The sequence below is a fragment of the Acinetobacter minutum genome (genome assembly GCF_035916735.1).
GTDB lineage: Bacteria > Pseudomonadota > Gammaproteobacteria > Pseudomonadales > Moraxellaceae > Acinetobacter.
Genome location: NZ_JAQIHG010000005.1, coordinates 14,190 through 40,461, shown reverse-complemented (window position 1 = coordinate 40,461; position 26,272 = coordinate 14,190). Strand labels below are relative to the sequence as shown.

The following is a 26,272-nucleotide window of genomic DNA, read 5'->3' as shown; positions in this document are numbered from 1 at the left end:
ATAGGAAGCCAAGCCAATGGCTGAAACTGACATTGCTATGCCAGAGTCGACGACTGTTGACTCACGCCCAGCATTTGCAATTGTAGAAGAGCTCAAAACCAAATTTGGTGAGAATTTCTACGTGCAGGCAACTTGTGAAGAGTTTCCAACTGTCTGGGTTGAGCGCGCACGCGTGCAAGAAGTCCTCATGTTCCTGCGTAAAGTGGAACGTCCTTATGTCATGCTGTTTGACTTGTCTGCGATGGATGAACGTTTACGTGTTCATCGTGACGGTTTGCCAGCATCTGACTTTACCGTGTTCTATCACCTGTTATCGCTAGAGCGTAACAGTGATATCCGTATCAAGGTTGCGTTAAACGAGAATGATCTGAACATTCCAACGGCAACCAATATCTGGCCAAATGCCAACTGGTACGAACGTGAAGCGTATGACATGTTCGGCATCAATTTCGAAGGGCATCCAATGCTCCGTCGTATCTTGTTGCCAACCTACTGGGAAGGTCATCCGCTACGTAAAGAATATTCTGCACGTGCGACAGAATATACGCCGTATATGCAGAACCAAGCCAAACAGGATTTCGAACAAGAGCATTTACGTTTTGTCCCGGAAGATTGGGGTCTAAAACGTGGCAATGCTGATGAAGACTTCATGTTCCTGAACTTGGGTCCGAACCATCCATCTGCGCACGGTGCGTTCCGTGTGGTTTTGCAGTTGGATGGTGAAGAAGTTAAAGACTGTGTGCCTGATATCGGTTATCACCACCGTGGTGTGGAAAAGATGGCTGAGCGCCAAACCTGGCACTCTTTCATTCCTTATACTGACCGTGTTGATTACTTGGGTGGTTGTGCGCAAAACATGCCATACGTGATGGCGGTTGAGCAGCTTGCAGGCATTAAAGTGCCTGAGCGTGCGCAGGTCATCCGTGTGATGCTGAACGAATTGTTCCGTATTAATAACCACTTGTTGTTCTGTGGTACGGCGATTCAGGATGCTGGTGGTATGACGCCAGTTTTCTACATGTTCGCAGACCGTCAAAAAGTCTATGACATCGTTGAGGCGATCACCGGTTACCGTATGCACCCAGCTTGGTTCCGTATTGGTGGTACAGCACACGATTTGCCAAACAACTGGCAAAAACTGGTGCGTGAACTGCTCGAATGGATGCCAAAACGTCTGAACGAATACTATACCGCGGCATTGAAAAACTCGGTGTTTATCGGTCGTACCCGTAATGTGGCGCAATACGATGCAAAATCGGCATTGGCATGGGGTGTCACTGGTACCGGTTTACGTGCAACAGGTATTGACTTCGACGTACGTAAATACCGTCCGTACAGTGGCTATGAAAACTTTGATTTCGACGTTCCAGTGGAATACGAAGGTGACGCTTACGCACGTGTCTTGGTGCACTTCCGTGAAATCACCGAGTCATTGAAGATCATTCAGCAGTGTCTGGATAACATGCCATCGGGTCCTTATAAAGCGGATCACCCATTGGCTGTTCCACCACCAAAAGACAAGACATTACAAGATATTGAAACCTTGATTACGCACTTCTTGAGCGTTTCTTGGGGTCCTGTCATGCCTGCAGGTGAGTCATCCTTCATGACTGAAGTGGTGAAAGGCGCGAGTACTTATTATCTGACTTCTGACAAGTCGACCATGAGTTACCGTACCCGTATTCGTACACCGACCTTCACGCATTTGCAGCAAATGCCTTCCGTGATTAACGGCAGTCTGGTATCTGACTTGATCATTTATTTAGCGACCATTGACGTGGTTATGGCTGACGTGGATCGCTAAGGGGTAAACGCATTATGATGATTTTGACTGATAAAAAGCCACGCGTGAATGTTGAAGGGATTTTGACTGCGGACGAAATTCACGAAATTGAACATCACATTGGTCACTATCCGTACCCACGTGCGGCATCGCTAGATGCCTTGAAGTGTGTACAGCGCCGTAATGGCTGGGTAGATGACGCGCAGCTGAATGCGATTGCACAACTGTTGACGATTAGTGTTGCAGATTTAGAAGGTGTTGCTACTTTCTATAACCGTATTTACCGTCAGCCGGTTGGCCGTCACGTAATTTTGTTATGTGATTCGATTGCCTGCTTCCTGATGGGGGCGGAAACTTTGGCTGAAGCATTCCAGCGTGAATTGGGGATCCAGTTCGGTCAAACCACGACCGATGGCCGCTTCACTTTGCTGCCGATTTGCTGCCTAGGCAACTGCGACAAAGGTCCAACGTTGATGATTGATGAAGATACTCACGGTCTAGTTGAAGTGACATCAATTAAACAGTTACTGGAGAAGTATGTATGAATACCGAACCAAAACCAATTTATGGTGACGGTAACCCAGAAACCCATCCATTAACCTGGCGTTTGAGCAAACAAGAACATGTGCGTAGTGCGGACGATTATGAAGCACTAGAGGGTTACGCGGGCTTCAAAAAAGCCGTGACCATGCCACCGAAAGATGTTCTTGAAATCATTAAAGCGGCAACGGTAAAAGGTCGTGGTGGTGCAGGCTTCCCAGCAGGTATTAAATGGTCATTGATGGCACCGAATGACAACTCAGGTCCTCGTTACCTGATTTGTAATGCCGATGAGATGGAACCAGGTACCTTCAAAGACCGTTTGTTGATGGAAAAACTTCCACATCAATTGATCGAAGGGATGCTGATAGCAGGTTATACCCTTGAAGCCACTCATGGTTATATCTTTATCCGTGGTGAATACATTGAAGCAGCGCAATATTTAAATGAAGCGCTTGAGCAGATCCGTGCCAAAGGCTACTTGGGTGAAAACATCCTGGGCACTGGCTGGAACTTCGAAATGTATGTGCACACTGGTGCAGGCCGTTATATCTGTGGTGAAGAAACCGCATTGATTAACTCGCTTGAAGGCCGCCGTGCCAACCCGCGTACCAAACCACCATTCCCGCAGGTTGCAGGGGCTTGGGGTCGTCCTACGATTGTCAACAACGTAGAGACCTACAATAACTTGCCAGCGATTATGTTGCGCGGTCCTGAATGGTATATCGGTTTGTCTGCGGGTAAATCGAAAGATCCAGGCACCAAAATTTATGGTGCATCAGGCAAGGTGAAATTCCCGGGTCTATGGGAATTGCCATTTGGTACTACAGCACGTGAAGTGATTGAAGAACATGCTGGTGGTATGCGCGATGGTTTAAAACTCAAAGCGTGGTTGCCAGGTGGTGCATCAACAGACTTCTTGGCTGCTGAACACATCGACCTTCCAATGGATGCGGAAAGTATCATGAAAGCAGGATCACGTTTGGGGACCTGTTTGTTGATGGTTGTTGATGAAACCCAATGTATGGTTTCAGCAACCCGTAACTTAGAAGAATTCTTTGCACGTGAATCATGTGGCTGGTGTACACCTTGCCGTGATGGTCTGCCTTGGGCCGTGAAAGCGTTAAAAGCGCTGGAAAATGGTGAAGGAAAACAGGAAGATATCGATCATTTACAAGAACTGACTCGTAAATTATGGATTGGTAAAACTTTTTGTGCCCACGCTCCAGGTGCGATGGAACCACTCATGGGCGCACTCAAACATTTCCGTGGCGAGTTTGAAGCAAAAGTCGTAAATGCGGCCGCTCAAGCTAGCAACGTAGAACAAGCTTAAGGAATTCGACTATGGCTACCATTCATGTCGATGGAAAATCGTACGAAGTCAATGGCTCGGAAAACTTGCTGCAAGCATGTTTGAGTCTGGGCATCGACATCCCATATTTTTGTTGGCATCCATCCTTAGGTTCTGTCGGCTCTTGCCGTCAATGTGCTGTGACCCAGTACGCAAACGCAGAAGATACGCGTGGTCGTTTGGTCATGTCATGTATGACACCGGCATCTGACAATACCTATATCTCGATCGAAGACAAAGAAGCGGTGGATTTCCGTGCTTCTGTGGTCGAGTTTTTGATGACCAACCACCCACACGACTGTCCAGTCTGTGAAGAAGGTGGTCACTGTCATTTACAAGATATGACTGTAATGACACAGCATGACCGTCGTCGTTACCGTTTCACCAAGCGTACGCACTACAACCAAGAACTCGGTTCGTTTATTGCACATGAAATGAACCGTTGTATCGCATGTTACCGTTGTGTCCGTTACTACAAGGACTACGCGGGCGGTACTGACTTTGGTGTGTATGCCAATGCGTCACGTGTGTATTTTGGTCGTCCAGAATCAGGCACGTTGGAATCAGAATTCTCCGGTAACTTGACCGAGATCTGCCCAACAGGCGTATTCACCGACAAAACGCATTCTGCACGCTATAACCGTAAATGGGACATGCAGTATGCGCCAAGCGTCTGCCAAGGCTGTTCTTCAGGTTGTAACATCTCTCCGGGTGAGCGTTATGGTGAGTTGCGTCGTGTAGAAAACCGTTTCAACGGTGAAGTGAACCAATACTTCCTCTGCGACAAAGGCCGTTTCGGTACCGGTTATGTCAACCGTGCAGACCGTCCACGTCAGCCACAGTTCCGTGGTGCGGGGGCAATTGAAACTGTATCGGTGGATCAGGCATTGGATCAGGTGATCGCCACAATTCAAGGCAAAAAAGTCTTGGGTATCGGTTCGCCACGTGCCAGCCTTGAATCGAACTATGCACTTCGTGAACTGGTCGGTCAGGACAACTATTCAACCGGTATGTCACAAAAAGAGCAGGGCCTGATTGAGCTTGCAGCATCGATCATGCAAACCGAGGGTATTCATAACCCGAACATGCGTGAAATCGAAAGCTATGATGCTGTGTTGATTTTGGGTGAAGACCTGACGCAAACTGCGCCACGTATGGCTCTGTCTGTTCGTCAAGCAGCGAAAAACAAAGCCAAAGAAATGGCGGCAGAGCGTCGTACGCAAGAATGGCTGGCTGAACCTGTTCAACGTATCGGTCAGGATGCGAAATCTCCAATTTATATCTTGGCGGCAACGCAAACCCGTTTGTCTGATGTAGCAACCGGTGAAGTGGTTGCTTCTCCAAACGATATCGCGCGTTTAGGTTTTGCCGTGGCAGCAGCGGTTGCTGGTGAAACAGTGCTTGGTTTGGATGATGATGCGAAAGCCTTTGCACAAACTATTGCAGACACGCTAAAAGCAGCGAAAAAACCATTGGTGATTGCAGGTACCAGCTTGCAGGATGCGGCCATCATGGAAGCAGCAGCACAATTGACACAAAACTTGGGTGCAAATGCCGGTTTAAGTCTGGTGGTGCCTGAAGTGAACTCGATGGGCTTGGCGCTGCTCGGTGGCTTAAGCCTAGAACAAGCCTTTGCGCAAGACTATGACACTCTGGTGGTTGTTGAAAATGACATCTTCCGTCGTTTGCCTGCACCTCAGGTGACTGCCGCATTGGCGAAAGCTGAAAAAGTAATTGTGTTAGATCACTCTGAAACAGAAACCGTTAAACAGGCCGACATCGTGCTTTCTGCAGCGAGCTTTGCGGAAGGTGACGGTACTGTGGTCAGCCAAGAAGGCCGTGCACAGCGTTTCTACCAAGTGTATGACCCAAGCTACTACAATCCGGAATACGCAATCAAGGAATCTTGGCGCTGGTTACATGCGATTGAAACCGGTATTCAAGGCAAAGCGATTGACTGGACTGTACTGGATGACGTGATTGAATCTGTCGTGAGAAATGTTCCGGTACTTGAAGCCATTCAAGACGTTGCGCCAGATGCTGGCTACCGTGTCCATGGCTTGAAAATTGCGCGTGAACCACGCCGTTATTCAGGTCGTACTGCGATGCGTGCGCCATTATCGATTCATGAGCCTAAACAGCCAACCGATCCAGATTCGGCATTAACGTTCTCTATGGAAGGTTATGTGGGTTCTGAAACGAAAGCGGCACTTGTGCCATTTGCTTGGGCACCAGGCTGGAACTCGCCGCAATCTTGGAACAAATACCAAGATGAAGTGGGCGGCCATTTGAAAGGTGGTGACTCTGGTATTCGTTTATTTGACCGTCTACCAAAACGTCCTGCACGTTCTTATGTAGCACCAAGTGCGGTTGTAGCAAATCCAGCAAGTTTCCGTCTGGTTCCAATGCACCACATCTTTGCATCTGGTGAATTCACGATCAAGACTCCAGCTATGGAATCACGTATTCCTGAAGCGGTGTTCGCAGTGGGTGAACAGGATGCAACTCGTTTGAATCTGAAAGATGGTCAACGCGTGACAGTGAAAGCCGGTGACACCACTGTGAGCCTTCCTGTACAAGTGATCGAATATTTACCTACAGGTTATATTGGTTATCCAATTGGTTTAGCACCAACGGTTTCTCTTGCTGAGCCTGTATCAGTAGAAACTGCGGTAGGAGTGTAATCATGAATGAATCTTTACGCGTTCTACCAGAATGGGCAACAGGTTGGGAAACGACATTCCTGGTCGTACAAGCGATTGTTGTCCTCTTGGTGGTGGTACTGGTAGCTGCATTGATGTCGTTCATTGAACGTCGTCTACTGGCATGGTGGCAGGACCGTTACGGTCCAAACCGTGTGGGTCCTGGTGGTATGTTCCAGATCGTCGCGGACATGTTGAAAATCATGTTCAAAGAAGACTGGACACCAAAGTTTGCCGATAAATTAACTTTCCGTTTGGCACCTGCTGTTGCGATGGCAACTGCAGTGCTCTCATTTATGGTGATCCCGGTATCACCATCTTTGGGTGTGGCGGATATGAGCATTGGCCTGTTGTTCTTTATGGCAATGGCGGGTATTGCGGTCTATGCCGTACTGTTCGGTGGCTGGTCTTCAAACAACAAATACTCACTGTTAGGTGGTCTGCGTTCGGCGGCTCAAACCATTTCGTATGAAGTGTTCTTGGGTATCTCGCTCATGGGCGTGGTCGCGATTGCGGGTTCATTCAATCTGCGTGAAATCGTTGAAGCGCAACGTGATGTTTGGTTTGTTATTCCACAATTCATCGGCTTTATGATTTTCGTCGTGGCAGGGGTAGCGGTCACGCACCGTCATCCATTTGACCAACCGGAAGCAGAACAAGAATTGGCCGAAGGTTACCATGTCGAATACGGTGGTATGAAATGGGGGATGTTCTTCGTTGCCGAATACGTCAACGTGGTGCTGATCTCTGCCTTGATCGTAACGTTATTCTTTGGTGGCTGGTTAGCGCCATTCAATATTGAAATTCCGTTTGTTCCACCAGTGTTCTGGTTCGTGATTAAAACAGCATTCTTCGTGATGATGTTTGTCTTGGCGCGTGGTTCTTTAATGCGTCCACGTTATGACCAGGTCATGAACTTTGGTTGGAAGATTTGTTTGCCACTGGCGCTTGTCAATTTGTTGGTGACTGGTGCTGTGATTCTTATGAATCAAGCGGCCTAAGACAGCAGGGAGAACAGAATGTTTAAGTTTCTAGCTGGAGTTGGGTCCGTTGTACGGTCATTGTGGATGGTTTTTACCCACGTGACACGTAAACGTGACACCATCCTTTATCCAGAAGTGCCAGCCGCTGAAATCGTACCACCACGTTACCGTGGTCGTATTATCCTGACGCGTGACCCAGATGGCGAAGAGCGTTGTGTGGCTTGTAACCTGTGTGCGGTTGCTTGTCCAGTAGGCTGTATTTCATTACAAAAAGCAGAAAAAGAAGATGGTCGTTGGTATCCGGAATTTTTCCGTATTAACTTCTCACGCTGTATTTTCTGCGGGATGTGTGAAGAAGCATGTCCAACGACTGCGATTCAGCTGACTCCAGATTTCGAGTTGGGTGAATATGTTCGTCAAGACTTGGTCTATGAAAAAGAAAACTTGCTTATTTCAGGTCCAGGTAAATATCCAGACTATAATTTCTACCGCGTAACCGGTATGGCAGTTACAGGTAAGGACAAAGGTCAAGCACAAAAAGAAAGTGCACCTGTGGATGTACGGAGTTTATTACCATGATGTGGCCATTTTATCTGATGGCTCTCGTGGCCATTATCTCGACTGTTCGTGTTGTGACTAACACGAATCCAGTCCATGCATTATTGAGCTTGATTGTATCGCTGCTTGCTGTAGCGGGTATTTTCATGATCGTGGGTGCACCATTTGCTGGTGCGCTTGAGATCATTGTGTATGCCGGGGCAATCATGGTGTTGTTCGTGTTCGTGGTGATGATGCTGAATTTGGGGCAGCAAACCGTTGAGCAGGAATCGAAATGGTTGAATTCTTCGGCGTGGGCTTATCCAGCCTTGATGAGCTTCTTGTTAGGCTTGGTCTTGGTTTGGATGCTTGGCTCAGACTATACCGTTGCGGGTCTCACTTTGGGCAAAGAAGTGATTGGTCCTAAAGCCGTTGGTCAAGCACTCTTTACACACTATTTATTATTGGTTGAAGTTGCCGCAATGTTGTTACTGGCTGCGCTAGTAGCGGCATACCATCTAGGTAAACGTGAACCAAGTGCAGAAGAGGAAAAAGAATAATGGGTAATATCCCTTTAGAACATGGTTTGATCGTTGCAACCATTCTTTTTGCACTCGGTTTTTACGGTGTAATGGTGCGACGTAACCTTTTGTTTATGTTAATGAGCCTTGAGATCATGATGAATGCCGCTGCGTTGGCATTCGTTCTGGCAGGCAGTGCCTGGGCACAACCGGATGGACAGATCATGTTCATCTTGATCCTGACCTTGGCTGCAGCAGAGGCATGTATTGGTCTTGCGATCGTCCTCCAGTTCTACCATCGCTTCCATCACCTGGATGTGGATGCTGCTAGTGAGATGCGCGGATGAGTTATTTATATTTAACAGTATTATTTCCGCTAATCGGTTTCCTTTTATTAGCGGCAGGGCGTGACAAGCTGCCTGAAACAGTGGCAGCGATTATTGGTGTGGGTTCCGTTGGTCTTTCAGCACTGTTTGCGCTGATCGCTGGTATGGACTTCGTTAATAATGGTTCAGTGACGCACGTTCAACATCTTTGGACGTGGTTCAATGTCGGTGGTTTTGCACCTGCATTCAGCTTGCACCTTGATGGCTTGTCCTTATTGATGATGGGCATGATCACCGGTGTTGGTTTCTTGATCCACATCTTTGCCTCTTGGTATATGCGTGGCGAAGAGGGCTATGCGCGCTTCTTCTCTTACTTCAACCTGTTCGTAACCAGCATGCTGTTATTGGTGCTGGGTGACAACTTGGCGTTGTTGTTCCTCGGTTGGGAAGGTGTAGGTCTGTGTTCATACCTATTGATTGGTTTCTACTATTCAAATCCTGCGAATGGATGGGCTGCAATCAAAGCATTTACCGTGACCCGTATCGGTGACGTATTCTTGCTGATTGCATTGTTCTTGCTTTACCAACAGTTTGGTACCTTGAACATCCAGTACATCGTAGAACATGCAGCGACCGTGATGACTCAAAGCTCATCGCTTTCCATCTGGACAGCGTTGATGTTGTTCTTGGGTGCTGCAGGTAAATCAGCGCAGATTCCGCTCCAAACCTGGTTAGCCGATGCGATGGCAGGTCCGACACCGGTGTCTGCCTTGATCCACGCAGCGACCATGGTAACTGCGGGCGTATATTTGACTTGCCGTACTTACACCGTGTTTGAAATGGCACCTGAAGTCTTGCAGTTCATCGCGATTACCGGTGCAGTGACTTTGCTGGTTGCTGGTTTTGCAGCATTGGTACAAACCGATATCAAACGTATCTTGGCTTACTCAACTATGAGTCAGCTGGGTTATATGTTCATGGCGGTTGGTGCTGAAGCGTACCAAGCAGGTCTGTTCCATATGCTCACTCACGCATTCTTCAAGGCATTATTATTCTTGTCTTCAGGTGCGGTGATTCTGGCTTACCATCACGAACAGAACATTTTCAAAATGGGTGGTTTGTTCAAGCGTAACAAATTCCTGTTTGCCTGCTTCGCGATTGGTGGCGGTGCACTTGCTGCGATTCCGTTTGTTACCATCGGTTTCTTCTCTAAAGATGCGATCTTGGGTGCAGTTTGGGCACAAGGTCAAGCCGTTGCCGTGTATAACAGTTTGTACTGGGTTGGTGTTGCGGGTGCATTCTTAACTTCAATTTATACTTTCCGTTTGATCTGGGTGGTATTCTTCGGCGAAGAAAAAACCCATTATCACGAAATCAAGGGCGTTACCTATTGGGGGCCTCTTGCGATCTTGGCGGTACTTTCAACTGGTCTCGCATATGTGTTAAAAGCGCCGGTAGAAGCGATCCTGAATTCGGCTAAAATTCCAGCATTTGTTATTCCTGAAGCATTAGAAGCAGGTGTACATACGGCTGAATATACCGCTGTTGGTATTGCTCTTGCAGGTCTTGTGGTCGGCATCATTCTGTTTGCTTTTGCCTACAATGCAGTGAAGAGCTTTGCTCAAACTTCATTGGGTGCAGGTCTTGCAAATATTTGCCGTAATGCACTTGGTTTTGATGCACTGTATAACATCGTGTTTGTTCAACCTTATTTGCTCATCGCGAAGATCTTGGGTCGTGACCCAATTGACGGTTTGTGGTTGGTATTGCCAGCACTTGTCAAAGGTGGCAACAGCTTTACCAGTTCACGTCAAACGGGTTCGTTGCGTGAATATGCTTCAAGCATGTCATTTGGTGTTGTCGTTCTACTGATGATCTTGATCGTGATTCAGGTAGTGGGGAAATAAAATGGAAAACAATTTGATTTTACCCGCGCTGATCCTCGTTCCGTTCATTGCAGGTTTTGTATGCTGGTTGGTCGACAAAGTTGACCAACATCTCCCTCGTTGGATTGCCTTGATTGGTATGCTCGTGACTTTGGGCTTAACCATTTCATTATGGCAAAGTGGTAACTTTAATTATGAGTTGGGACAAAAAGTTCCAACCTGGTCAGCTGAATTCTATTTACCGTGGATTCAGACTTTAGGGATTAACATCCATCTTGCGCTGGATGGCCTTTCTTTACTCATGGTGGGCTTGACTGCATTACTCGGTGTACTGGCAGTAGGCTGTTCATGGGGTGAGATCCAGAAGCATGTGGGCTTCTTCCACTTGAACCTACTTTGGTCATTGGGTGGGGTGATTGGCGTATTCTTGGCGATCGACTTGTTCCTGTTCTTCTTCTTCTGGGAGATGATGCTGGTTCCAATCTACTTCTTGATTGCCCTTTGGGGCCATAAGGGAGCAGATGGCAAGTCACGTGTATATGCAGCGACCAAGTTTTTCATCTATACCCAAGTTGCAGGTTTGATCATGCTAATCGGTATCCTAGGTCTAGTGATCTATGGTTACATGATGACAGGTATGATTGGCTTCGATTACAACTACTTGCTAGGTGTAGCGAATACGCTTGATGCACAAGTTCCATCAGTTGCGTATGCCTTGATGATCTGTATGTTCATCGGTTTCGCAGTAAAACTTCCAGTGTTCCCGCTACACGGCTGGTTACCTGATGCGCATGCACAGGCACCTACCGCGGGTTCTGTTGACTTGGCCGGTATCCTGATCAAGACAGCGGCTTATGGTTTATTACGTTTCGTAATGCCATTCTTCCCGGCAGCATCTGCGCAATTTGCAGATATCGCGATCATTTTCGGTTTGATCGGTGTGTTCTACGGTGCATGGTGTGCTTTCCAGCAAACCGACATGAAACGCCTCTTGGCTTACACGTCAATTTCGCACATGGGCTTTGTACTGCTTGCGTTGTATGCAGGAAACATCCTGACCTATCAAGGTTTGATGATCATGATGTTGGCACATGGTCTGTCTTCTGCAGCATTGTTCATCATGTGTGGTCAGATCTACGAACGTGTTCATACCCGTGACATGCGTTTGATGGGCGGTATGCGTGGTCAGTTTGGCTATCTTGCGTTCTTCTTGATGTTCTTTATCTCTGCACTGGTCGGTATTCCGGGTCTAGGTAACTTTATCGGTGAATTCCTGATCTTGATGGGTTCATTCGCGAAGTTCCCAACCTTTACCATCATTGCTGCAGTTAGCTTAGTGTTTGCTGGTTTGTACGGTTTGATCCTGATCCATCGTGCTTTGTTTGGTACACCAAATGAAGAGCAAAAACAGCATCACGCTAACCCGTTAAAAGATCTCAATGCACGTGAATTGGGTATCCTACTGATTTGTGCGTTTGGTTTAGTCTGGCTTGGTCTCTACCCACAAACCTTCCTTGATGTGTCTAACTCAAGTATGGCGTGGTTAGCGAATAGCTACATTCCAGTTCAAGAAGCAGTTGAAGCGGTACAACAAACCGCGACTCAACTCGAAAATGTGGAGATCCAATAAGCCATGAACTTCACAATGTCTTTTGCACAGCTCATGCCATTGGCGCCTGTGATGATCGTGGCGTTAACCGCGGTCGTGGTGATGATTCTCACCTCAATTAAACGTAACCATAATTTAATTGCAACAGCGTCTGTGGTGGGCTTAAACCTTGCCGGTCTTTATATCTTACTCACCATGTTTGGCGGTGCTTTTGCACCAGCCAACGTGATGGGCATGTTTATGATTGACCCGTTCACCTTGCTGTACCAGTTGGTCATTCTGATTGCGGCATTGGCATGTTCAACCTTGTCACATGCTTATATTGAATCGTATCAAGATAACCGTGAAGAACTGTATCTATTGATGCTGTGTTCGGTTGCAGGTGCCATGTTGATGGTGGCGAGTGCACATTATGCGGCGTTCTTCATTAGCCTGGAATTGATGTCTATTCCAGTCTATGGTCTATTGGCTTATACGCATCAGCGTAGCCAATCGCTCGAAGCCGGTGTGAAATATCTGGTACTTTCTGCGACCGCTTCAGCGATGTTGCTGATGGGTATGGCATACATCTACGCCTATACCGGTTCATTGTCATTCTATGACTCTGTACAAGCATTTATGGAAGCGTTAAAGCAGCCAATGGTGATTTTAGGTCTAGGCTTGATCATCTTTGCGGTAGCATTCAAGTTATCACTTGCACCATTCCACAAATGGACACCAGACGTGTACGCAGGTGCACCAGCACCAATCGCAACTTTCTTGGCAACTGCTGCGAAAGTGGCAACCATTGGTCTGTTCGTGCGTTACTTGTTAACTTCCGGTGCCATCATGGTTGATTCGATCGTAACGATTATTACGATCATTGCAGTGCTTTCAATCTTGGTGGGTAACTTGCTTGCAGTACGTCAGGTCAACTTGAAACGTATTTTGGCTTACTCTTCAATTGCACACTTTGGTTATCTGTTAATTGCGATTATCAGCATGACTTATGCAAGTTTAGGTAGCGTAAGCGTTTATGTCGTGACTTATGTGTTGACTACGATCGGTGCTTTCGGTGCAGTTGCGTTGATGTCTAGTCCATATAATAACTTGGATGAAGCACAAACCCTTGCCGACTACCGTGGTTTATTCTGGCGCCGTCCAGTGTTGACTGCGACTTTAACCGTGATGATGTTGTCATTGGCCGGTATTCCACTCACTGCTGGCTTCATTGGTAAGTTCTTGGTGGTGATGGCTGCAGTTACAACACAACATTGGTTCTTGGCGGCTATGATTATTGTGGGTTCTGGTATTGGTTTGTACTACTACCTACGCGTGATGATCGTCATGTATATGACACCACCAGAAACACCACGTATCGATGCTGACAAGCATTGGGGTCAAAAAGTGGGCGGTATCATGGTGCTTGCAGCGGCAGCTTTGGTTTTGGTGATTGGTATTTATCCAGATCCACTGATCAAATTAGCCCTTCAGGCTGAGATCTTATCGCCATTACATTTCATGTTGACGCAACGATAAGTTTGACTTGATACTATAAAAAAGCCTCCTAAATTGGGGGCTTTTCTTATACCAATTGTTAAAAACCTTTATAATGAAAAAATATGCTTTTTCGTTATTTAGGTGTTCTCCCGTGCCCATCCAAGAAATTCGTCATCCGCTGATCCGTCATAAACTAGGCATATTACGCCGTGCTGGAATTAGTACCAAAAATTTCCGTGAATTGGCTCAAGAAGTCACAATGTTGCTGACCTACGAAGCGACGAAAGATCTTGCTGTTGAAGATCAGGAAATTGAAGGTTGGGCAGGACCCGTAGTGACGCAAAGGATTGCCGGGAAGAAAATTACCGTTGTTCCGATTTTACGTGCCGGTATTGGGATGTTGGATGGTTTCCTCAATCTGATTCCAAGCGCTAAGGTTTCCGTTTTAGGCTTAGAGCGTGATGAGCAGACTTTGCAAGCCCGTACCTACTACAAAAAACTGGTTCCTGATGTGGAAAACCGCATTGCCATGATCATTGACCCAATGCTCGCGACCGGTTCCTCCCTGATTGCGGCAATTGATGTGCTCAAAGCTAGTGGTTGTAAGGATATCCGTGTCATGGTATTAGTAGCAGCCCCGGAAGGGATCGCTAAAGTAGAAGCTGCACATCCCGATGTCCGTATTTTTACTGCATCTATTGATGAGGGTTTAAATGAGCAAGGCTATATCATTCCTGGGCTGGGAGATGCAGGTGACAAGATTTTTGGCAGTGTGCAGAAAGACTAAACGAAATTGAAGTCAGAAAAGAGGCTTTTACAGCCTCTTTTTTATATACTAAACGCATGACAGATACAGACTGGGGATAGGTATGACTTCCGAGCAATATCAAGGAAAAGTAAAGCAGTATAATTCAGAGAAAGGATTTGGTTTTATTTCCTCACCTGAAGGAGAAGTATTCTTTCATATTTCGGATTTCCCTACAGAGACAGGCGAACCAAAGCGCAATGATCGGGTAAAGTTTAACGTTGTTCAAAATGGTGAAAGATATAAAGCCATTAAAATTGAGCGCGTCGAGGACAAATCAAAAAAAGCCAAGAAAGCGAAAGCGGTAGCCGTGAATACATCAATCACTTCAGCCTTATTGTCTAATTTAAAGCGTTAATTTTTTTATTATTTTTAAAAATATAGAAGAGGTTTTTTAACCTCTTTTTTATTAGAATACCAGCACTAAAAAATAAAAGAGCCATACATGTTTAACAAGGGGAAAATTAAAAGCTACGATGCCATGCGCGGTTTTGGTTTTATCGAGCTAGATGGAAACGGTCAAGAGGTGTTTTTTCATATCCGCGATATGCCGAATGCAAATCTTGCCCCTCAGTTGGGTGAATCACTGAAATTCATGGTTGTTGAACAAGACGGTAAATTTAAAGCGGATAATCTCCTTCGTTTGGACCATCAGTGTGAATTGATTCAACCCGATAGTAAACCCTATACAGGGATAACGACGCCTGTTGATCGGATTAAGGCATCACAGCGCAAGTTAGTCTGGGGAATCTGCATCACCTGTTTGCTCGCGATAATCATCGCAGTGTTGGGCTATCAGCAATATCAGCGTACCCAGCTCGTTAAGCAACTAAAAGTGCAGCAATTGGCAGAATTACAAAAACAGATTATTGCTCAGCAACGTGCAGCATTAGGCGATAAGGTGTCTGATGAAATTATTGTCAAAGAAAAAAGAATCGAGGCTGAGGCTACAAAACCTGCTGCTACAGTGACGCCTGTTTCCGTTAGTCCTGTGGTTGCCAGTGCACAAACACAATTTCGTTGTGATGGCCGTACGCATTGCAGCCAAATGCGTTCCTATGAAGAAGCAGTTTTCTTCCTGAAAAACTGTCCGGGTACGCAAATGGACGGAAACAATGATGGTGAACCTTGTGAACGGCAGTTTGGTCGATAGGCCAGACTACCTGAGTAAATTGGCAGAATCTCTCAGGTGCTGAGTAGGCAGTAGCTTACTGAAACTGATCTTCGCAGAATTTCATAAAGGCTTTTAGACCTGGCCCCTGATATTTTTGACGATGGACCAGCATAAACAGCGGGCGAGTGAGTTGCCAGAAAGGAGTTTCTAAAATCACCAGTTGGCCTTTTTCCTGTAAAGGTTCAATGGCCAGTCGGGAAATACAGGACAAGCCCAAACCACCTGCGACAATTTTCAGAATGGCTTCATTATGCCCGAGGGTCAAACGGATATTAGCATCGGGCAAATCCTGCAAGATCACATGGTCAAACACTTCACGTGTACCAGAACCTTCTTCACGCAAAATCCATTCAACATTAAGAAAGTCCACGGCATTCAAGGGACGGTCTAGCTGGGCCAGCGGATGATTGGGTGCACAGCACACAGCAAGCTCATCATCACGCCATGGAATCGATTGTAATTGTGGTAAATGGCAGGAACCTTCAATCAGTGCGAGATCCAGCTGAAATTGGTTGACCGCTTCAATCATTTGCCGGGTATTGCCGACTTGTAATTGTAAGTGTGCCTGGGGTTGAACTTGCAAGAAACCCGCCATCAGATCCGGCATTAAATAATCACTGATCGTGAGCGTAGCACCCAAGCGTAAATCAATACTCTGTAATTCACCTTTGGCAGCCTGTTCAAAGGCTTCACAACGACCCAGAATTTCCAGTGCCTGTGGCAACAAAAAACGCCCAAGATCATTAAGTTGCAAACGTTTGCCTAAACGGTCAAACAGTGGTGCACCTAAGCCATCTTCTAAATCCGCCAAGGCCATACTTGCTGCGCTTTGCGTGAGTTTGACCGCCTCGCTTGCTTTGGTGACAGTTCCTTCTTGAGCGACTGCTACAAAAACCGCCAGTTGGCGTAAAGTCATGCGCATGGATGAAGCCTTAAGGTTTAAAAAATATGAACAAATTGACCCGTCATGCTAACATGAGCACACCGTATCGTGCCATGTTGAAATCATGTCAATTGAAAAATTTAGCCTAGAAACGGTTCTGTCTGTGCATCGCTGGACGGACACCTTATTTAGCTTTACCCTAACGCGTCCAGCGCATTTCAAGTTCACGGCAGGCCAGTTCGCACGGATTGGTTTGAAAGTCGGAGAGGAGCTGGTGGTGCGCGCTTATTCGATTGTCTCATCACCTTATGATGAAACGCTGGAGTTCTTTTCGATTGTGGTGCCGGATGGGGCATTTACCTCTAATCTGCAACACCTGAAAGTCGGTGATGAGCTGTATCTGGAAAAAATTCCTTATGGTTTTCTGACCTTGGCACGTTATCAGTTACCTTTACCGAAAGATCTCTGGTTATTGGCGACCGGAACCGGTTTGGCTCCTTTCCTATCAATGCTGCAAGATTTTGAAACCTGGTCCAAATATCAGCACATTCATCTGGTGTATAGTGTTCGCACCAGAGCAGAATTAGCCTATGTCAATCGTATTCAAGAAATTGCTCAAACCTTTGGGGAAGGGCACAGTGGTTTTAAATTTGTGCCGGTGATTACCCGTGATGCAACGGCTGATTTGCATGAGCGTTTACCACGACTGATCGAGAATGGAGCTTTGGAGCAGGTGGTAGGCATGTCTTTTGACCCAAATAGCAGTCATATTATGCTGTGTGGTAACCCTGAAATGGTCGAGGATACCAAAGAAGCCTTAAAACGCCGTGGTCTGAGCATGAATCGTCGTGGGGAAGGCAATATCGCAGTAGAAAATTACTGGTAATCCCTTTGCAAGTTGCAATGATGTGAATTGAATCGCCCAAAATACAAAATGCCCTCAATCGAGGGCACTGTATGGAAATGAGTGAACTTTAATGCACAAACATGTCCATAAATTCACGAATTTCCTGAATGGCACTCTCTAGATCTGTGCTGAGCCAAGTCGGCTCAAAAAATCCTGCATAGTATTCCAGACGATCTTGGGGGACCACCAGACGAATCGGACATTCCTCTTCGAGTAAACGCCATGGAATAATCGGTACTTCATTGTCTAAAAATGCACTGACATTACGAATATCAATCACCATAGCATTGATACAGTCGGGGAAAGGCATGACAGAAAATTCTTCAGTACGGCGGCGAAAATATTCTAAGTCGCCCCATTGCAGCACATAACTGGGTTTATCGAATTCAATAATACCGATCAGATGTTGATCGCGGGTATAATGTAAGCCACATTGATGAGTGACGTCAGTGTCAAGATCAAGCGTTACTCTTTGCTGACGATACGCCATAATGGTAAAGCACATAAAAAAACGGACATGCAGTATAGCGCATTTTGCATACAACATTAAAACCGATCGTCACGATTACACTAAGCTTCTTCACACATTGATACATAGCCTCTTGTTAAACTGTTCTTATCAGAAAAAAAATAAGAGAGGGAAGGCCATGAAGCACGATTTTAGTAAACCGGCGCATGTGACCAGTGCAGAAGAGAATATGCAAAAAAAACGTTTACCAGTGTATATGCTGGTAGCAGTTGGTCTTTTCCTTGTTGCACTACTGATCTATATGTTCGTTGAACGTAATCCTTCTCCACGGGAAGCCCCGCCGGATCAGACTGCTATGCAACCTGCCACCATGAATAATATGAACAATAGTGCACCTAAAGTCAGCGAGCAGGATGCTGTAGCAACGGATAATGCGAAAACCGCAGCCAACCGTTAAGGAAGAACGTGATCTTCCTCATTAGGATGAATCATTTCCCTTATTCCTAAAACAAAGCCCGAAGTGAATCACGACGGGCTTTATTGTTTTGCAAACTTATGCAGCGCTTTTGTTGCTCTTATGCTGCTTTGAATTGATTCAAAAAACACCGAGTTTTAAGGTGATACAGGTAACGATTAGAAAAAAGTAAAAAGCAGATTTAGACCAATTTGCATATACAAACCTGATAAAGATAAGAGGGCGAAGAATTATGAATGATTTTTTTGCTGGAGGTCCGAGAGGATCAAATTATGGTGCAATGTATTATTGGGATCAATTCCAGCCGATTATTGCAGCTGTGGTCATTTTATTGCTCGGTTGGGTTGTGGCTCTGATCATCGCCGCCGGTGTTAAAAAATTACTGCAAAAAATCGGCACCAACCATCATCTTTCTACTGCAACCACTACAACGGCGGGAAAATTTCCCGATATTGAACAGATTATCTCGCGTGTGGTGTTCTGGTTTATTCTGATTATTGCGGTGGTCGCAGCATTAAATGTTTTGAATATCAACAGTGTTAGTGGACCATTCAGTGACATGCTAGCACAGGTATTGGCTTTTATTCCGAACCTGATTGCGGCTATTGCGGTGGGTTTCATCGGTTGGATTCTAGCCAAACTGGTACGTATGGGATTGCAACGGCTTTTGGCCCGTACTCAGCTGGATGAGAAGCTTAGTACCGAGGTGGGTGTTCGACCGATTAGCCAAAATATTGCAGATATTGTGTACTGGCTGATTTTGTTATTGTTCTTGCCAATCATCCTTTCGATCCTCGGCCTGAACGGATTATTAGTGCCTGTGCAGAACATGCTGAATGAAGCCATTCTGTTCCTGCCAAATCTGTTTATTGCCGGTGTGATTATTTTTGTCGGTTATATTCTGGCAAAAATTGTGCGCGGTATTGTGGAGGGTTTACTCGGTAGCCTGAATGTACAATCACAGGCGCAAAAGATTGGTCTGTTTAAGACTGGCAACTTACCTGGCTTGTTAGGTACCTTTGTCTTTACTTTAATCATAATCACCGCATTGATCATCGCGTTTGAAGCTCTGGGGATTGAAGCCATTTCGCAACCCGCGACGGCAATGTTGTATGAAATCCTGAACGCGATTCCAAACATTATTGCTGCCGGTTTGATCCTGATCATTGCCTACGTGGTTTCACGTTTTGTTGCTCGACTGGTCAGCGAGTTGCTCGCTGGTACAGGTGTTGATGAACTGCCAGCTAAACTGGACTTGCAACGCTTTTTAGGTAGTAACAAAATTTCAGTTATGATCGGCACATTGATCGTGTTCTTCACCATGCTATTTGCAGTTGCTGAGGCGGCGAACCGTCTAGGTTTTGAACAGATCAGTGGTCTGATCGCGATGTTTATTCAGTTTGGTGCCAGTATCTTGCTGGGTGCGGTGATTCTGCTGATCGGTTTCTGGTTGGCCAATCTGGTAGCCAAAGTCTTAGAGCGCGGTGAATATAATTATTCACGCTGGTTGGCGAATTTGGTCCGTATCCTGATTATGGGCTTGGTGATTGCCATGGGACTCCGAGCCATGGGCATCGCGGATTCAATCGTGAATCTGGCCTTCGGTTTAACCTTAGGAGCGGTTGCAGTTGCTTTTGCTCTGGCCTTTGGTCTCGGCGGCCGTCAGCCTGCCGAGCGCTTATTGACAGATTTACTTGACCAAGCTAAGCAACATGCCAAAAAATCTAATCCTTTACATCAGCCCAAGGCGGCTTCTTCTACACAACCTAGTATGGCACCTACAGTGGTGACAGAGCCTGCTTCAGCAGAGCAGCATGGTTCTACTACTAAACCTGAGGAAGGCGACATCAGTGAATTTAAGGTCAACCCAGAACATCCACCAGTGAATAAACCTTTTGGTTCAACGGGTGAAGTGGAACAGGACGTGGATATTTCTCATCCGCCAAAGAGCAATGATGATATCTAAGGTCGAGTATCCCATGCAAAAGTGACTACACCTGTGTAGTCACTTTTTTATACCTGAAATGTGAGGATTGAGGAAAATATTAGCTGAGAAGTGCCAACTGTTATGAATTATGTGGAATTTTATGCTGACTTGAAGGGAAAAAGACTGGACTAAATTCGACTAAGGTCTAGTAATTTTAATCTGTGGTTTTTTCTTTCCTGCAACACCTTGTGTAATAAGGCTTTTCTTTATTTCGACATAAGTTAGCAGTTATTGTTCTAGGACAGACCCTCTATACAGAATAAATATTTGTTATAGAATGAGATTGTTTCATATACATGCAACAGTTATGGATTAATGTTGCCATAAGATTAATTATAAAGGGGAAATCAGGATGAACCTTAACTTCAAACTTCCAGTATTTGCAGTTGTAAAACGTTTGACTAAAGTCGTATCTCAGCGCACATCTTATGAATTGAAAAGCGGTATCGCAAAAATGGAAAACGCGATTGCACGTACGCAACAAAACCAGCAAGTTGCTTTATTGCGTACTGATTACTTGGAATAATTTCTTAAACAAATTGACTGGCTGCATGGGCTGATGCCCATGCCCATTGAAAATTATATCCGCCCAAATGTCCTGTGACGTCCAGTACCTCGCCCAGAAAATACAAGCCTTTTTGTTTCTGGCTTTCCATTGTTTTTGATGAAACCTCACGCGTATCGACACCGCCCAACGTGACTTCAGCAGTACGATACCCTTCAGTACCGGAAGGTTTGACTTCAAAACTCTCCAGTTGCTGACAAATTTGCTCTAAACGTTGGTCACTGAACTGTCCAATCGCAATTTCGCTGTCTTCTAGCCAGATAAGATTTTGTAATTCAATCACCACACTTTTGGCCATGTGTTCACTCAATAGGGTACGCAGTAGGACTTTAGGTTGACTCTGTTTTTTGTCTTTTAGCCATTGCAGTACATCTAAACCGGGCAGGAAATTAATCTGGAAGCTTTCCCCACTGTTCCAGTAGTTGGACAGTTGTAGAGAACTCGGCCCGCTGAGTCCTCGATGGGTGAACAATAAAGCTTCCGTAAATGCGTGACGCGTATTGCTCAGTGTGGCTTCTAGGGCATTTCCGCTGAGACGGGTGGTGACGTCTTTAAACTGGTCACTAAAGGTAAAAGGCACTAGACCGGCACGGGTCGGATAAACGTGGTGGCCAAATTGTTTGGCAATCTCATAGCCAATGCCAGATCCTCCCAATGTTGGAATCGATAATCCACCGCTGGCAACCACGAAAGATTCACATTCGAAATAGCCCTGTACGGTCGCTACTTGAAAACCTTTATTCTCTAAAGGATTGACAGCTTTGACTTCACAGCTGGTGCGGATGTCGACATTTCCTGCTTTTTCGCATTCTTGTAACAGCATGGCGAGAATTTCTTTGGCGCCGTTCAGGGTAAACAGCTGACCGTGTTTTCGTTCTTCATACTCGATTCCATAGTCACAGACCATCCCGATAAAATCCCAATTGCTATAACGGGACAGGGCGGAAATGACAAAATGCGGGTTATGTGAAATATAGTTGTCAGGCTCGACATATAGATTGGTAAAGTTACATTTCCCCCCGCCGGACATCAGGATTTTTTTGCCGACTTTGTTGGCTTTTTCCAGAACCAGTACCTTGCGGCCCCGTTTCGCTGCCATGGATGCGAGCATCAGTCCGGAAGCACCACCTCCCAATACAATCACATCATAAAAAGCAGCAGCCATAACTTTCTCTCAATCTAGCACAGCGGGGCATTATAGTTGATTTTAACGGCTGTTTCAGGACAAACTCGTTTTGCCTTGGAGTCCACCACTATGGATCACCAGAATCCGGCTGCCTTTGACAAAGTAGTTCTGCTTAATCAGTTCAAATAGGCCAAACAGCATTTTTCCGGTATAGATGGGTTCCAGTGGAATCTGGTATTGCTGTTCAAAGCGTTGGATAAAATCGAGTAATGCAGGTGTGACTTTGGCATAGCCACCAAAATGGTAATCTTGAACCAGCAGCCAGTTGCTTTTTTTAGTCCAATGCTGAATGTCTTGGATGAGAAAATCACCTTTTAAGGCTGGAAAGCCGATCACTTGTTGATGCTCTGCACTGGCATTGATCAAGCCACTGATTGTCCCCCCTGTACCGACTGCACAGCAAATCACATCATAAGTCTGCAAGTCTTTTTCTGACAAAATTTCCTGACAGCCTTGGACTGCGAGGGTATTGGTTCCCCCTTCAGGAATGATATAGGCATATGGGAATTTTGCGCTGAGTCTTGCCAGATATTCTGCCTCATGGCGTTGCCGATACTCCTGACGGCTTACAAAATGTAGCTGCATACCATTCTGCTGTGCTGTTGTCAGTGTTGGGTTCAGTGCTTGATGCTCTAGCTCCTCTCCACGAATGATTCCAATCGTCGGTATGTTGAGTAATTTTCCGGCCGCAGCAGTCGCTGCAATATGGTTGGAATAAGCCCCTCCAAAAGTGAGCAGTTGCTGATACCCCTGTTGTTGTGCAGTGCGGATGTTATCTTTCAGCTTATAGAATTTGTTTCCTGAAATCAGCGGATGGATCAGGTCTAAACGTTTGATGTCGAGTCGCAGGTCTGGATGAGCGGGAATGTTGTGATAGGGGAGCTGCTGATCAGAGAGTGTAAATATAAAATCCATGCTGCCTGCTTAAACCAAGAGATGAGTAATCTTAAAACGATTAGAAGCTTCGTGCTGATCCGATTGCATCAATGCTTAAGATTATCGTCAAGCATAAATGGTCGAAATAGACTGGCGAATGATGCTGAATCTGTTTAAGTTTAAGATAAAACAACAATCCATGTTCACAATGGCTTAGATAATAGCAGGACGTGTATGAAAAAATTTGTAAAACGCTTGCATCACGGTTTTTCCCAGCGTCCCTATCTGTCCGGAACTTTTGCTTTGGGGATCTCTTTATATTTTATCTTGCGCGTGATGACCAGCTGGCAATGGTCCACTTGCCTGCTGCTGGGCTGGAATGTAGCTACCTGGATGTATTTGCTCGTTACCTTACGTATGATGTTGAATACCAGCAGGCAAAATATTCTGCAACGTGCTCGCGATCAGGATGAATCCAAATGGGTGATTCTGGGGGCGGTACTGGTGGCTGTGCTGGTGTGTCTGGTCGGAATTTTGGTGCAGTTGAGCCAGACATCAAAACAACAGGTATGGCTGGAATTTGTGGATATTGGCCTGACGATTGCTACCATTTTTTCCACTTGGCTGCTGATTCATACCATGTTTGCCATTCATTATGCGCATGATTATTATTTGGCCAAAAGCCGTCATGAAGAACCGGGACTGGAATTTCCCAAAACAGAAGATCCGGTTTATTTTGATTTTATTTATTTTAGCTACATTGTCGGTACATCCGCGCAAACAGCAGATATCGCTGTGACCAGTCAGTTGATGCGCCGTTTAAATATTTTTCATTGTGTATTGGCATTTGCTTTTAATACGGTGATTTTGGCCATTACGATTAATGTGACGGCAGGATTTTTAGGGGTATAAAAAAGGCTTCCGAAGAAGCCTTTGATTTAAGGGGAGTCTTATGACACTTTATCGCCTGGTTTAGCACCAGATGCAGGTGAAATCACCCAAACACCTTCACCATTACCCGCGGCTAACACCATCCCGTTTGAGATCCCAAAACGCATCTTACGTGGAGCAAGATTCGCGACCATCACCACCAGTTTTCCTTTCAGATCTTCTGGTTGATAGAACTCACGGATCCCACTGAACACATTGCGGGGTTCAGCTTCACCGACATTTAACGTGAGTTGCAGCAGTTTGTCAGAACCTTCAACGGTTGCAGCTTCAACAACTTCTGCAACACGAAGATCAATCTTCATAAAGTCTTCAATACCAATGATTTCAGCTTCACCGACCTTAGGCTCAGCTTTCTTTTCTTTGGCTTTCTCTTTTTTCTTTTCAGCTTTGGCTGGTTCAGTCGGTGCTGCTAAAGAATCTTTAGAGGCATCAACCATGGCATCCACTTTGGCTTTGTCGACACGTTGCATCAATGGCTGGAACTGTGCAATCACATGATTGGTCAGTACTGTTTCGCGTGAAGCAAAGTTAAAGCTATCAAGTTGTAGGAAGGCTTGTACGTCTTCAGCCAGTTTTGGCAATACCGGTGCAAGGTAAATGGCCAACTGACGGAACAGGTTGATCCCGACAGAGCAAACCTCGTGTACTTGCTGTTCCTGACCTTCCTGTTTTGCTAGAGCCCACGGTTTCTTTTCATCAATGTACTGGTTAGCTTTGTCCGCCAGTGCCATGATTTCACGAATGGCAGCGGAAAATTCACGTGCTTCATAGGCTTGAGCAATCGAGTCGCCGGCAGCAATAAAGCTTTGTAGCAGTTCAGGCTCAGCACAAGTGGCAGATAAGGTACTGCTAAAGTCTTTATTGATGAATTTGGCACAACGGCTGGCAATGTTCACCACTTTACCCACCAGATCCGAGTTCACTTTCTGGATAAAGTCATCCAGATTTAGATCAGAATCTTCTACCTTGTCGGAAAGTTTTGAGGCAAAGTAGTAACGTAAGTATTCCGGATTCAAATGTTCGAGATAGGTCTCAGCCTTGATGAACGTACCGCGTGATTTTGACATTTTCTGACCATTTACGGTCAAGAAACCGTTCACGAACAGTCCGGTAGGCGTGCGATAACCTGCGCCGTCCAGCATCGCTGGCCAGAATAGGGCATGGAAATAGACGATGTCTTTCCCGATGAAGTGATAGACTTCTTTATCAGAATCTTTTTTCCAGTAGTCTGCAAAGTTCAGGTCTGGACGCTTGGTTTTGATGTAATTTTCAAAACTCGACATATAGCCGATTGGGGCATCAACCCAAACGTAGAAGTATTTGTTGGGTGCATCTGGAATTTCAAAACCAAAATAAGGCGCATCACGGGAAATATCCCAATCAGTCAAGCCCGCTTCAAACCATTCATCCAGTTTGTTGGCAATTGAAACCGGTAAACGGCCCTGATCACGGGTCCATTGCTGCAAGTATTCTGCAAAGTTTGGCAGTTTAAAGAAATAATGATCCGATGATTTCTCAACGGGTGTCGCACCACTGAGTGTTGAACGCGGATTTTTCAGTTCAGTGGCATTGTAAGTGGTACCGCACACTTCACAGGAATCACCGTACTGATCTTCCGCATCACATTTCGGGCAGGTGCCTTTAATAAAACGATCCGAGAGGAACATCTGTTTTTCTGGATCAAACAATTGCGTCACGGGACGCACTGCGATATTACCGGCTTCGCGGTTTTTTAAATAAATATCTGAAGCACGGGCTTTGTTGGTATCGCTGTGGGTCGAGTCATAGTGGTCAAAGCTGATGCCAAAGCCGGCAAAGTCACGCTCATGTTCACGCTGCACATTGGCAATCTGCTGTTCCAGCGTAATGCCATTGGCTTCGGCCCGCAGCATAATCGCCGTGCCATGTGCATCATCCGCACATACATATGTCACTTCGTGACCCATTGCACGCATGGCACGTACCCAGATATCCGCCTGAATATAACCGAGTAAGTGACCCATATGGATTGGACCATTGGCATAAGGTAGGGCATTGGTGACGAGTATTTTACGCACGGATGTGACTCTCTTATAGTGGTTGGCATTTTACGCAAGACCCGTGATTTTACCTGATCAATCGGGGAAAACAAAGCAAGGCTTCAAGCTCGCTTAAGCTGCAACAGCATTTGTCAATCAAGATGAAAAATAACAAACCATGAATATGCAAGCTGGGCTGTACCCATCAGGGGGAAGCAAAAAACTGTTTTAAACTGAAAATTACCACATTGAGCATTTT

General features: G+C 45.8%; 24 protein-coding genes. 19 read left to right on the top strand and 5 right to left on the bottom strand.

Features of this window, described 5'->3' with window-relative positions:
* The first annotated feature begins 16 nt into the window (after positions 1–16).
* From nuoC to PAE54_RS03585, 14 genes are all read left to right on the top strand, one after another.
* Positions 17–1,804 carry an NADH-quinone oxidoreductase subunit C/D gene (nuoC, locus tag PAE54_RS03650; RefSeq protein WP_273777301.1) on the top strand — a complete coding sequence of 596 codons (1,788 nt, stop codon included), beginning with the start codon at positions 17–19 and terminating at the stop codon, positions 1,802–1,804.
* A 14-nt stretch (positions 1,805–1,818) separates the two neighbouring features.
* Positions 1,819–2,328: an NADH-quinone oxidoreductase subunit NuoE gene (gene nuoE, locus PAE54_RS03645; protein WP_273777300.1), complete on the top strand. Its 510-nt coding sequence runs from the start codon at positions 1,819–1,821 to the stop codon at positions 2,326–2,328.
* Positions 2,325–3,656, top strand: coding sequence for an NADH-quinone oxidoreductase subunit NuoF (gene nuoF / locus PAE54_RS03640; protein ID WP_273777299.1), 1,332 nt, complete (start codon positions 2,325–2,327; stop codon positions 3,654–3,656). Before nuoE ends, nuoF begins: the two co-directional genes overlap by 4 nt.
* 11 nt (positions 3,657–3,667) lie before the next feature.
* Positions 3,668–6,358 carry an NADH-quinone oxidoreductase subunit NuoG gene (gene nuoG / locus PAE54_RS03635; protein ID WP_326518469.1) on the top strand — a complete coding sequence of 897 codons (2,691 nt, stop codon included), beginning with the start codon at positions 3,668–3,670 and terminating at the stop codon, positions 6,356–6,358.
* 2 nt (positions 6,359–6,360) lie between these two features.
* Positions 6,361–7,377: an NADH-quinone oxidoreductase subunit NuoH gene (nuoH, locus tag PAE54_RS03630; protein ID WP_273777297.1), complete on the top strand. Its 1,017-nt coding sequence runs from the start codon at positions 6,361–6,363 to the stop codon at positions 7,375–7,377.
* A gap of 18 nt (positions 7,378–7,395) precedes the next feature.
* Positions 7,396–7,938, top strand: a complete 543-nt coding sequence (gene nuoI, locus PAE54_RS03625; RefSeq protein ID WP_273777296.1) for an NADH-quinone oxidoreductase subunit NuoI — start codon at positions 7,396–7,398, stop codon at positions 7,936–7,938.
* Positions 7,938–8,456: an NADH-quinone oxidoreductase subunit J gene (gene nuoJ / locus PAE54_RS03620; protein WP_273779486.1), complete on the top strand. Its 519-nt coding sequence runs from the start codon at positions 7,938–7,940 to the stop codon at positions 8,454–8,456. Before nuoI ends, nuoJ begins: the two co-directional genes overlap by 1 nt.
* On the top strand, positions 8,456–8,764 hold the full coding sequence (gene nuoK / locus PAE54_RS03615) for an NADH-quinone oxidoreductase subunit NuoK (protein ID WP_004987386.1): 309 nt from the start codon (positions 8,456–8,458) through the stop codon (positions 8,762–8,764). The genes nuoJ and nuoK overlap by 1 nt, the downstream gene beginning before the upstream one ends.
* Complete coding sequence (gene nuoL / locus PAE54_RS03610; RefSeq protein ID WP_326518468.1) at positions 8,761–10,650, top strand: NADH-quinone oxidoreductase subunit L; 1,890 nt, start codon at positions 8,761–8,763, stop codon at positions 10,648–10,650. The genes nuoK and nuoL overlap by 4 nt, the downstream gene beginning before the upstream one ends.
* A gap of 1 nt (position 10,651) precedes the next feature.
* Positions 10,652–12,259 carry an NADH-quinone oxidoreductase subunit M gene (gene nuoM, locus PAE54_RS03605; protein ID WP_326518467.1) on the top strand — a complete coding sequence of 536 codons (1,608 nt, stop codon included), beginning with the start codon at positions 10,652–10,654 and terminating at the stop codon, positions 12,257–12,259.
* A 3-nt stretch (positions 12,260–12,262) separates the two neighbouring features.
* A complete protein-coding gene (gene nuoN, locus PAE54_RS03600) occupies positions 12,263–13,756 on the top strand; it encodes an NADH-quinone oxidoreductase subunit NuoN (protein ID WP_273777293.1) in 1,494 nt (497 codons plus the stop codon).
* A gap of 112 nt (positions 13,757–13,868) precedes the next feature.
* Positions 13,869–14,504, top strand: coding sequence for a uracil phosphoribosyltransferase (upp, locus tag PAE54_RS03595; protein WP_326518466.1), 636 nt, complete (start codon positions 13,869–13,871; stop codon positions 14,502–14,504).
* An 82-nt stretch (positions 14,505–14,586) separates the two neighbouring features.
* Positions 14,587–14,880: a cold shock domain-containing protein gene (locus PAE54_RS03590; RefSeq protein ID WP_326518465.1), complete on the top strand. Its 294-nt coding sequence runs from the start codon at positions 14,587–14,589 to the stop codon at positions 14,878–14,880.
* Positions 14,881–14,967: 87 nt separating this feature from the next.
* The gene (locus PAE54_RS03585; protein ID WP_326518464.1) at positions 14,968–15,675 is read left to right on the top strand and encodes a cold shock domain-containing protein; all 708 of its coding nucleotides are present in this window, start codon (positions 14,968–14,970) and stop codon (positions 15,673–15,675) included.
* A gap of 55 nt (positions 15,676–15,730) precedes the next feature.
* Here the strand turns inward: PAE54_RS03585 and gigC are convergent, their stop codons facing one another.
* On the bottom strand, positions 15,731–16,618 hold the full coding sequence (gene gigC, locus PAE54_RS03580) for a LysR family transcriptional regulator GigC (RefSeq protein ID WP_273777289.1): 888 nt from the start codon (positions 16,616–16,618) through the stop codon (positions 15,731–15,733).
* Positions 16,619–16,703: 85 nt separating this feature from the next.
* Here gigC and PAE54_RS03575 point away from each other — a divergent pair, with 85 nt between their 5' ends.
* Complete coding sequence (locus PAE54_RS03575) at positions 16,704–17,465, top strand: ferredoxin--NADP reductase (RefSeq protein ID WP_326518463.1); 762 nt, start codon at positions 16,704–16,706, stop codon at positions 17,463–17,465.
* Positions 17,466–17,553: 88 nt separating this feature from the next.
* On the opposite strand, the gene PAE54_RS03570 is transcribed toward PAE54_RS03575, so the two are convergent.
* The gene (locus tag PAE54_RS03570) at positions 17,554–17,976 is read right to left on the bottom strand and encodes a hypothetical protein (protein ID WP_273779485.1); all 423 of its coding nucleotides are present in this window, start codon (positions 17,974–17,976) and stop codon (positions 17,554–17,556) included.
* A 157-nt stretch (positions 17,977–18,133) separates the two neighbouring features.
* Between PAE54_RS03570 and PAE54_RS03565 the strand changes: the two genes are divergently transcribed.
* From PAE54_RS03565 to PAE54_RS03555, 3 genes are all read left to right on the top strand, one after another.
* Positions 18,134–18,412, top strand: coding sequence for a hypothetical protein (locus tag PAE54_RS03565; protein WP_326518462.1), 279 nt, complete (start codon positions 18,134–18,136; stop codon positions 18,410–18,412).
* A 250-nt stretch (positions 18,413–18,662) separates the two neighbouring features.
* On the top strand, positions 18,663–20,396 hold the full coding sequence (locus PAE54_RS03560; RefSeq protein ID WP_326518461.1) for a mechanosensitive ion channel: 1,734 nt from the start codon (positions 18,663–18,665) through the stop codon (positions 20,394–20,396).
* A gap of 373 nt (positions 20,397–20,769) precedes the next feature.
* Positions 20,770–20,943, top strand: a complete 174-nt coding sequence (locus PAE54_RS03555; protein ID WP_273777285.1) for a hypothetical protein — start codon at positions 20,770–20,772, stop codon at positions 20,941–20,943.
* A gap of 4 nt (positions 20,944–20,947) precedes the next feature.
* On the opposite strand, the gene PAE54_RS03550 is transcribed toward PAE54_RS03555, so the two are convergent.
* Both PAE54_RS03550 and PAE54_RS03545 read right to left on the bottom strand, forming a co-directional pair.
* Positions 20,948–22,147: a BaiN/RdsA family NAD(P)/FAD-dependent oxidoreductase gene (locus tag PAE54_RS03550; protein ID WP_326518460.1), complete on the bottom strand. Its 1,200-nt coding sequence runs from the start codon at positions 22,145–22,147 to the stop codon at positions 20,948–20,950.
* Between the two features lie 54 nt (positions 22,148–22,201).
* Entirely contained in the window at positions 22,202–23,074 is an 873-nt protein-coding gene (locus PAE54_RS03545; protein WP_442784378.1) for a 1-aminocyclopropane-1-carboxylate deaminase/D-cysteine desulfhydrase, read from the bottom strand.
* A 204-nt stretch (positions 23,075–23,278) separates the two neighbouring features.
* Between PAE54_RS03545 and PAE54_RS03540 the strand changes: the two genes are divergently transcribed.
* Positions 23,279–23,956: a DUF1345 domain-containing protein gene (locus tag PAE54_RS03540; protein ID WP_326518458.1), complete on the top strand. Its 678-nt coding sequence runs from the start codon at positions 23,279–23,281 to the stop codon at positions 23,954–23,956.
* A 38-nt stretch (positions 23,957–23,994) separates the two neighbouring features.
* Here PAE54_RS03540 and metG read toward each other — a convergent pair whose 3' ends face one another.
* Positions 23,995–26,052 carry a methionine--tRNA ligase gene (gene metG / locus PAE54_RS03535; protein ID WP_326518457.1) on the bottom strand — a complete coding sequence of 686 codons (2,058 nt, stop codon included), beginning with the start codon at positions 26,050–26,052 and terminating at the stop codon, positions 23,995–23,997.
* Between the last annotated feature and the right edge of the window lie 220 nt (positions 26,053–26,272).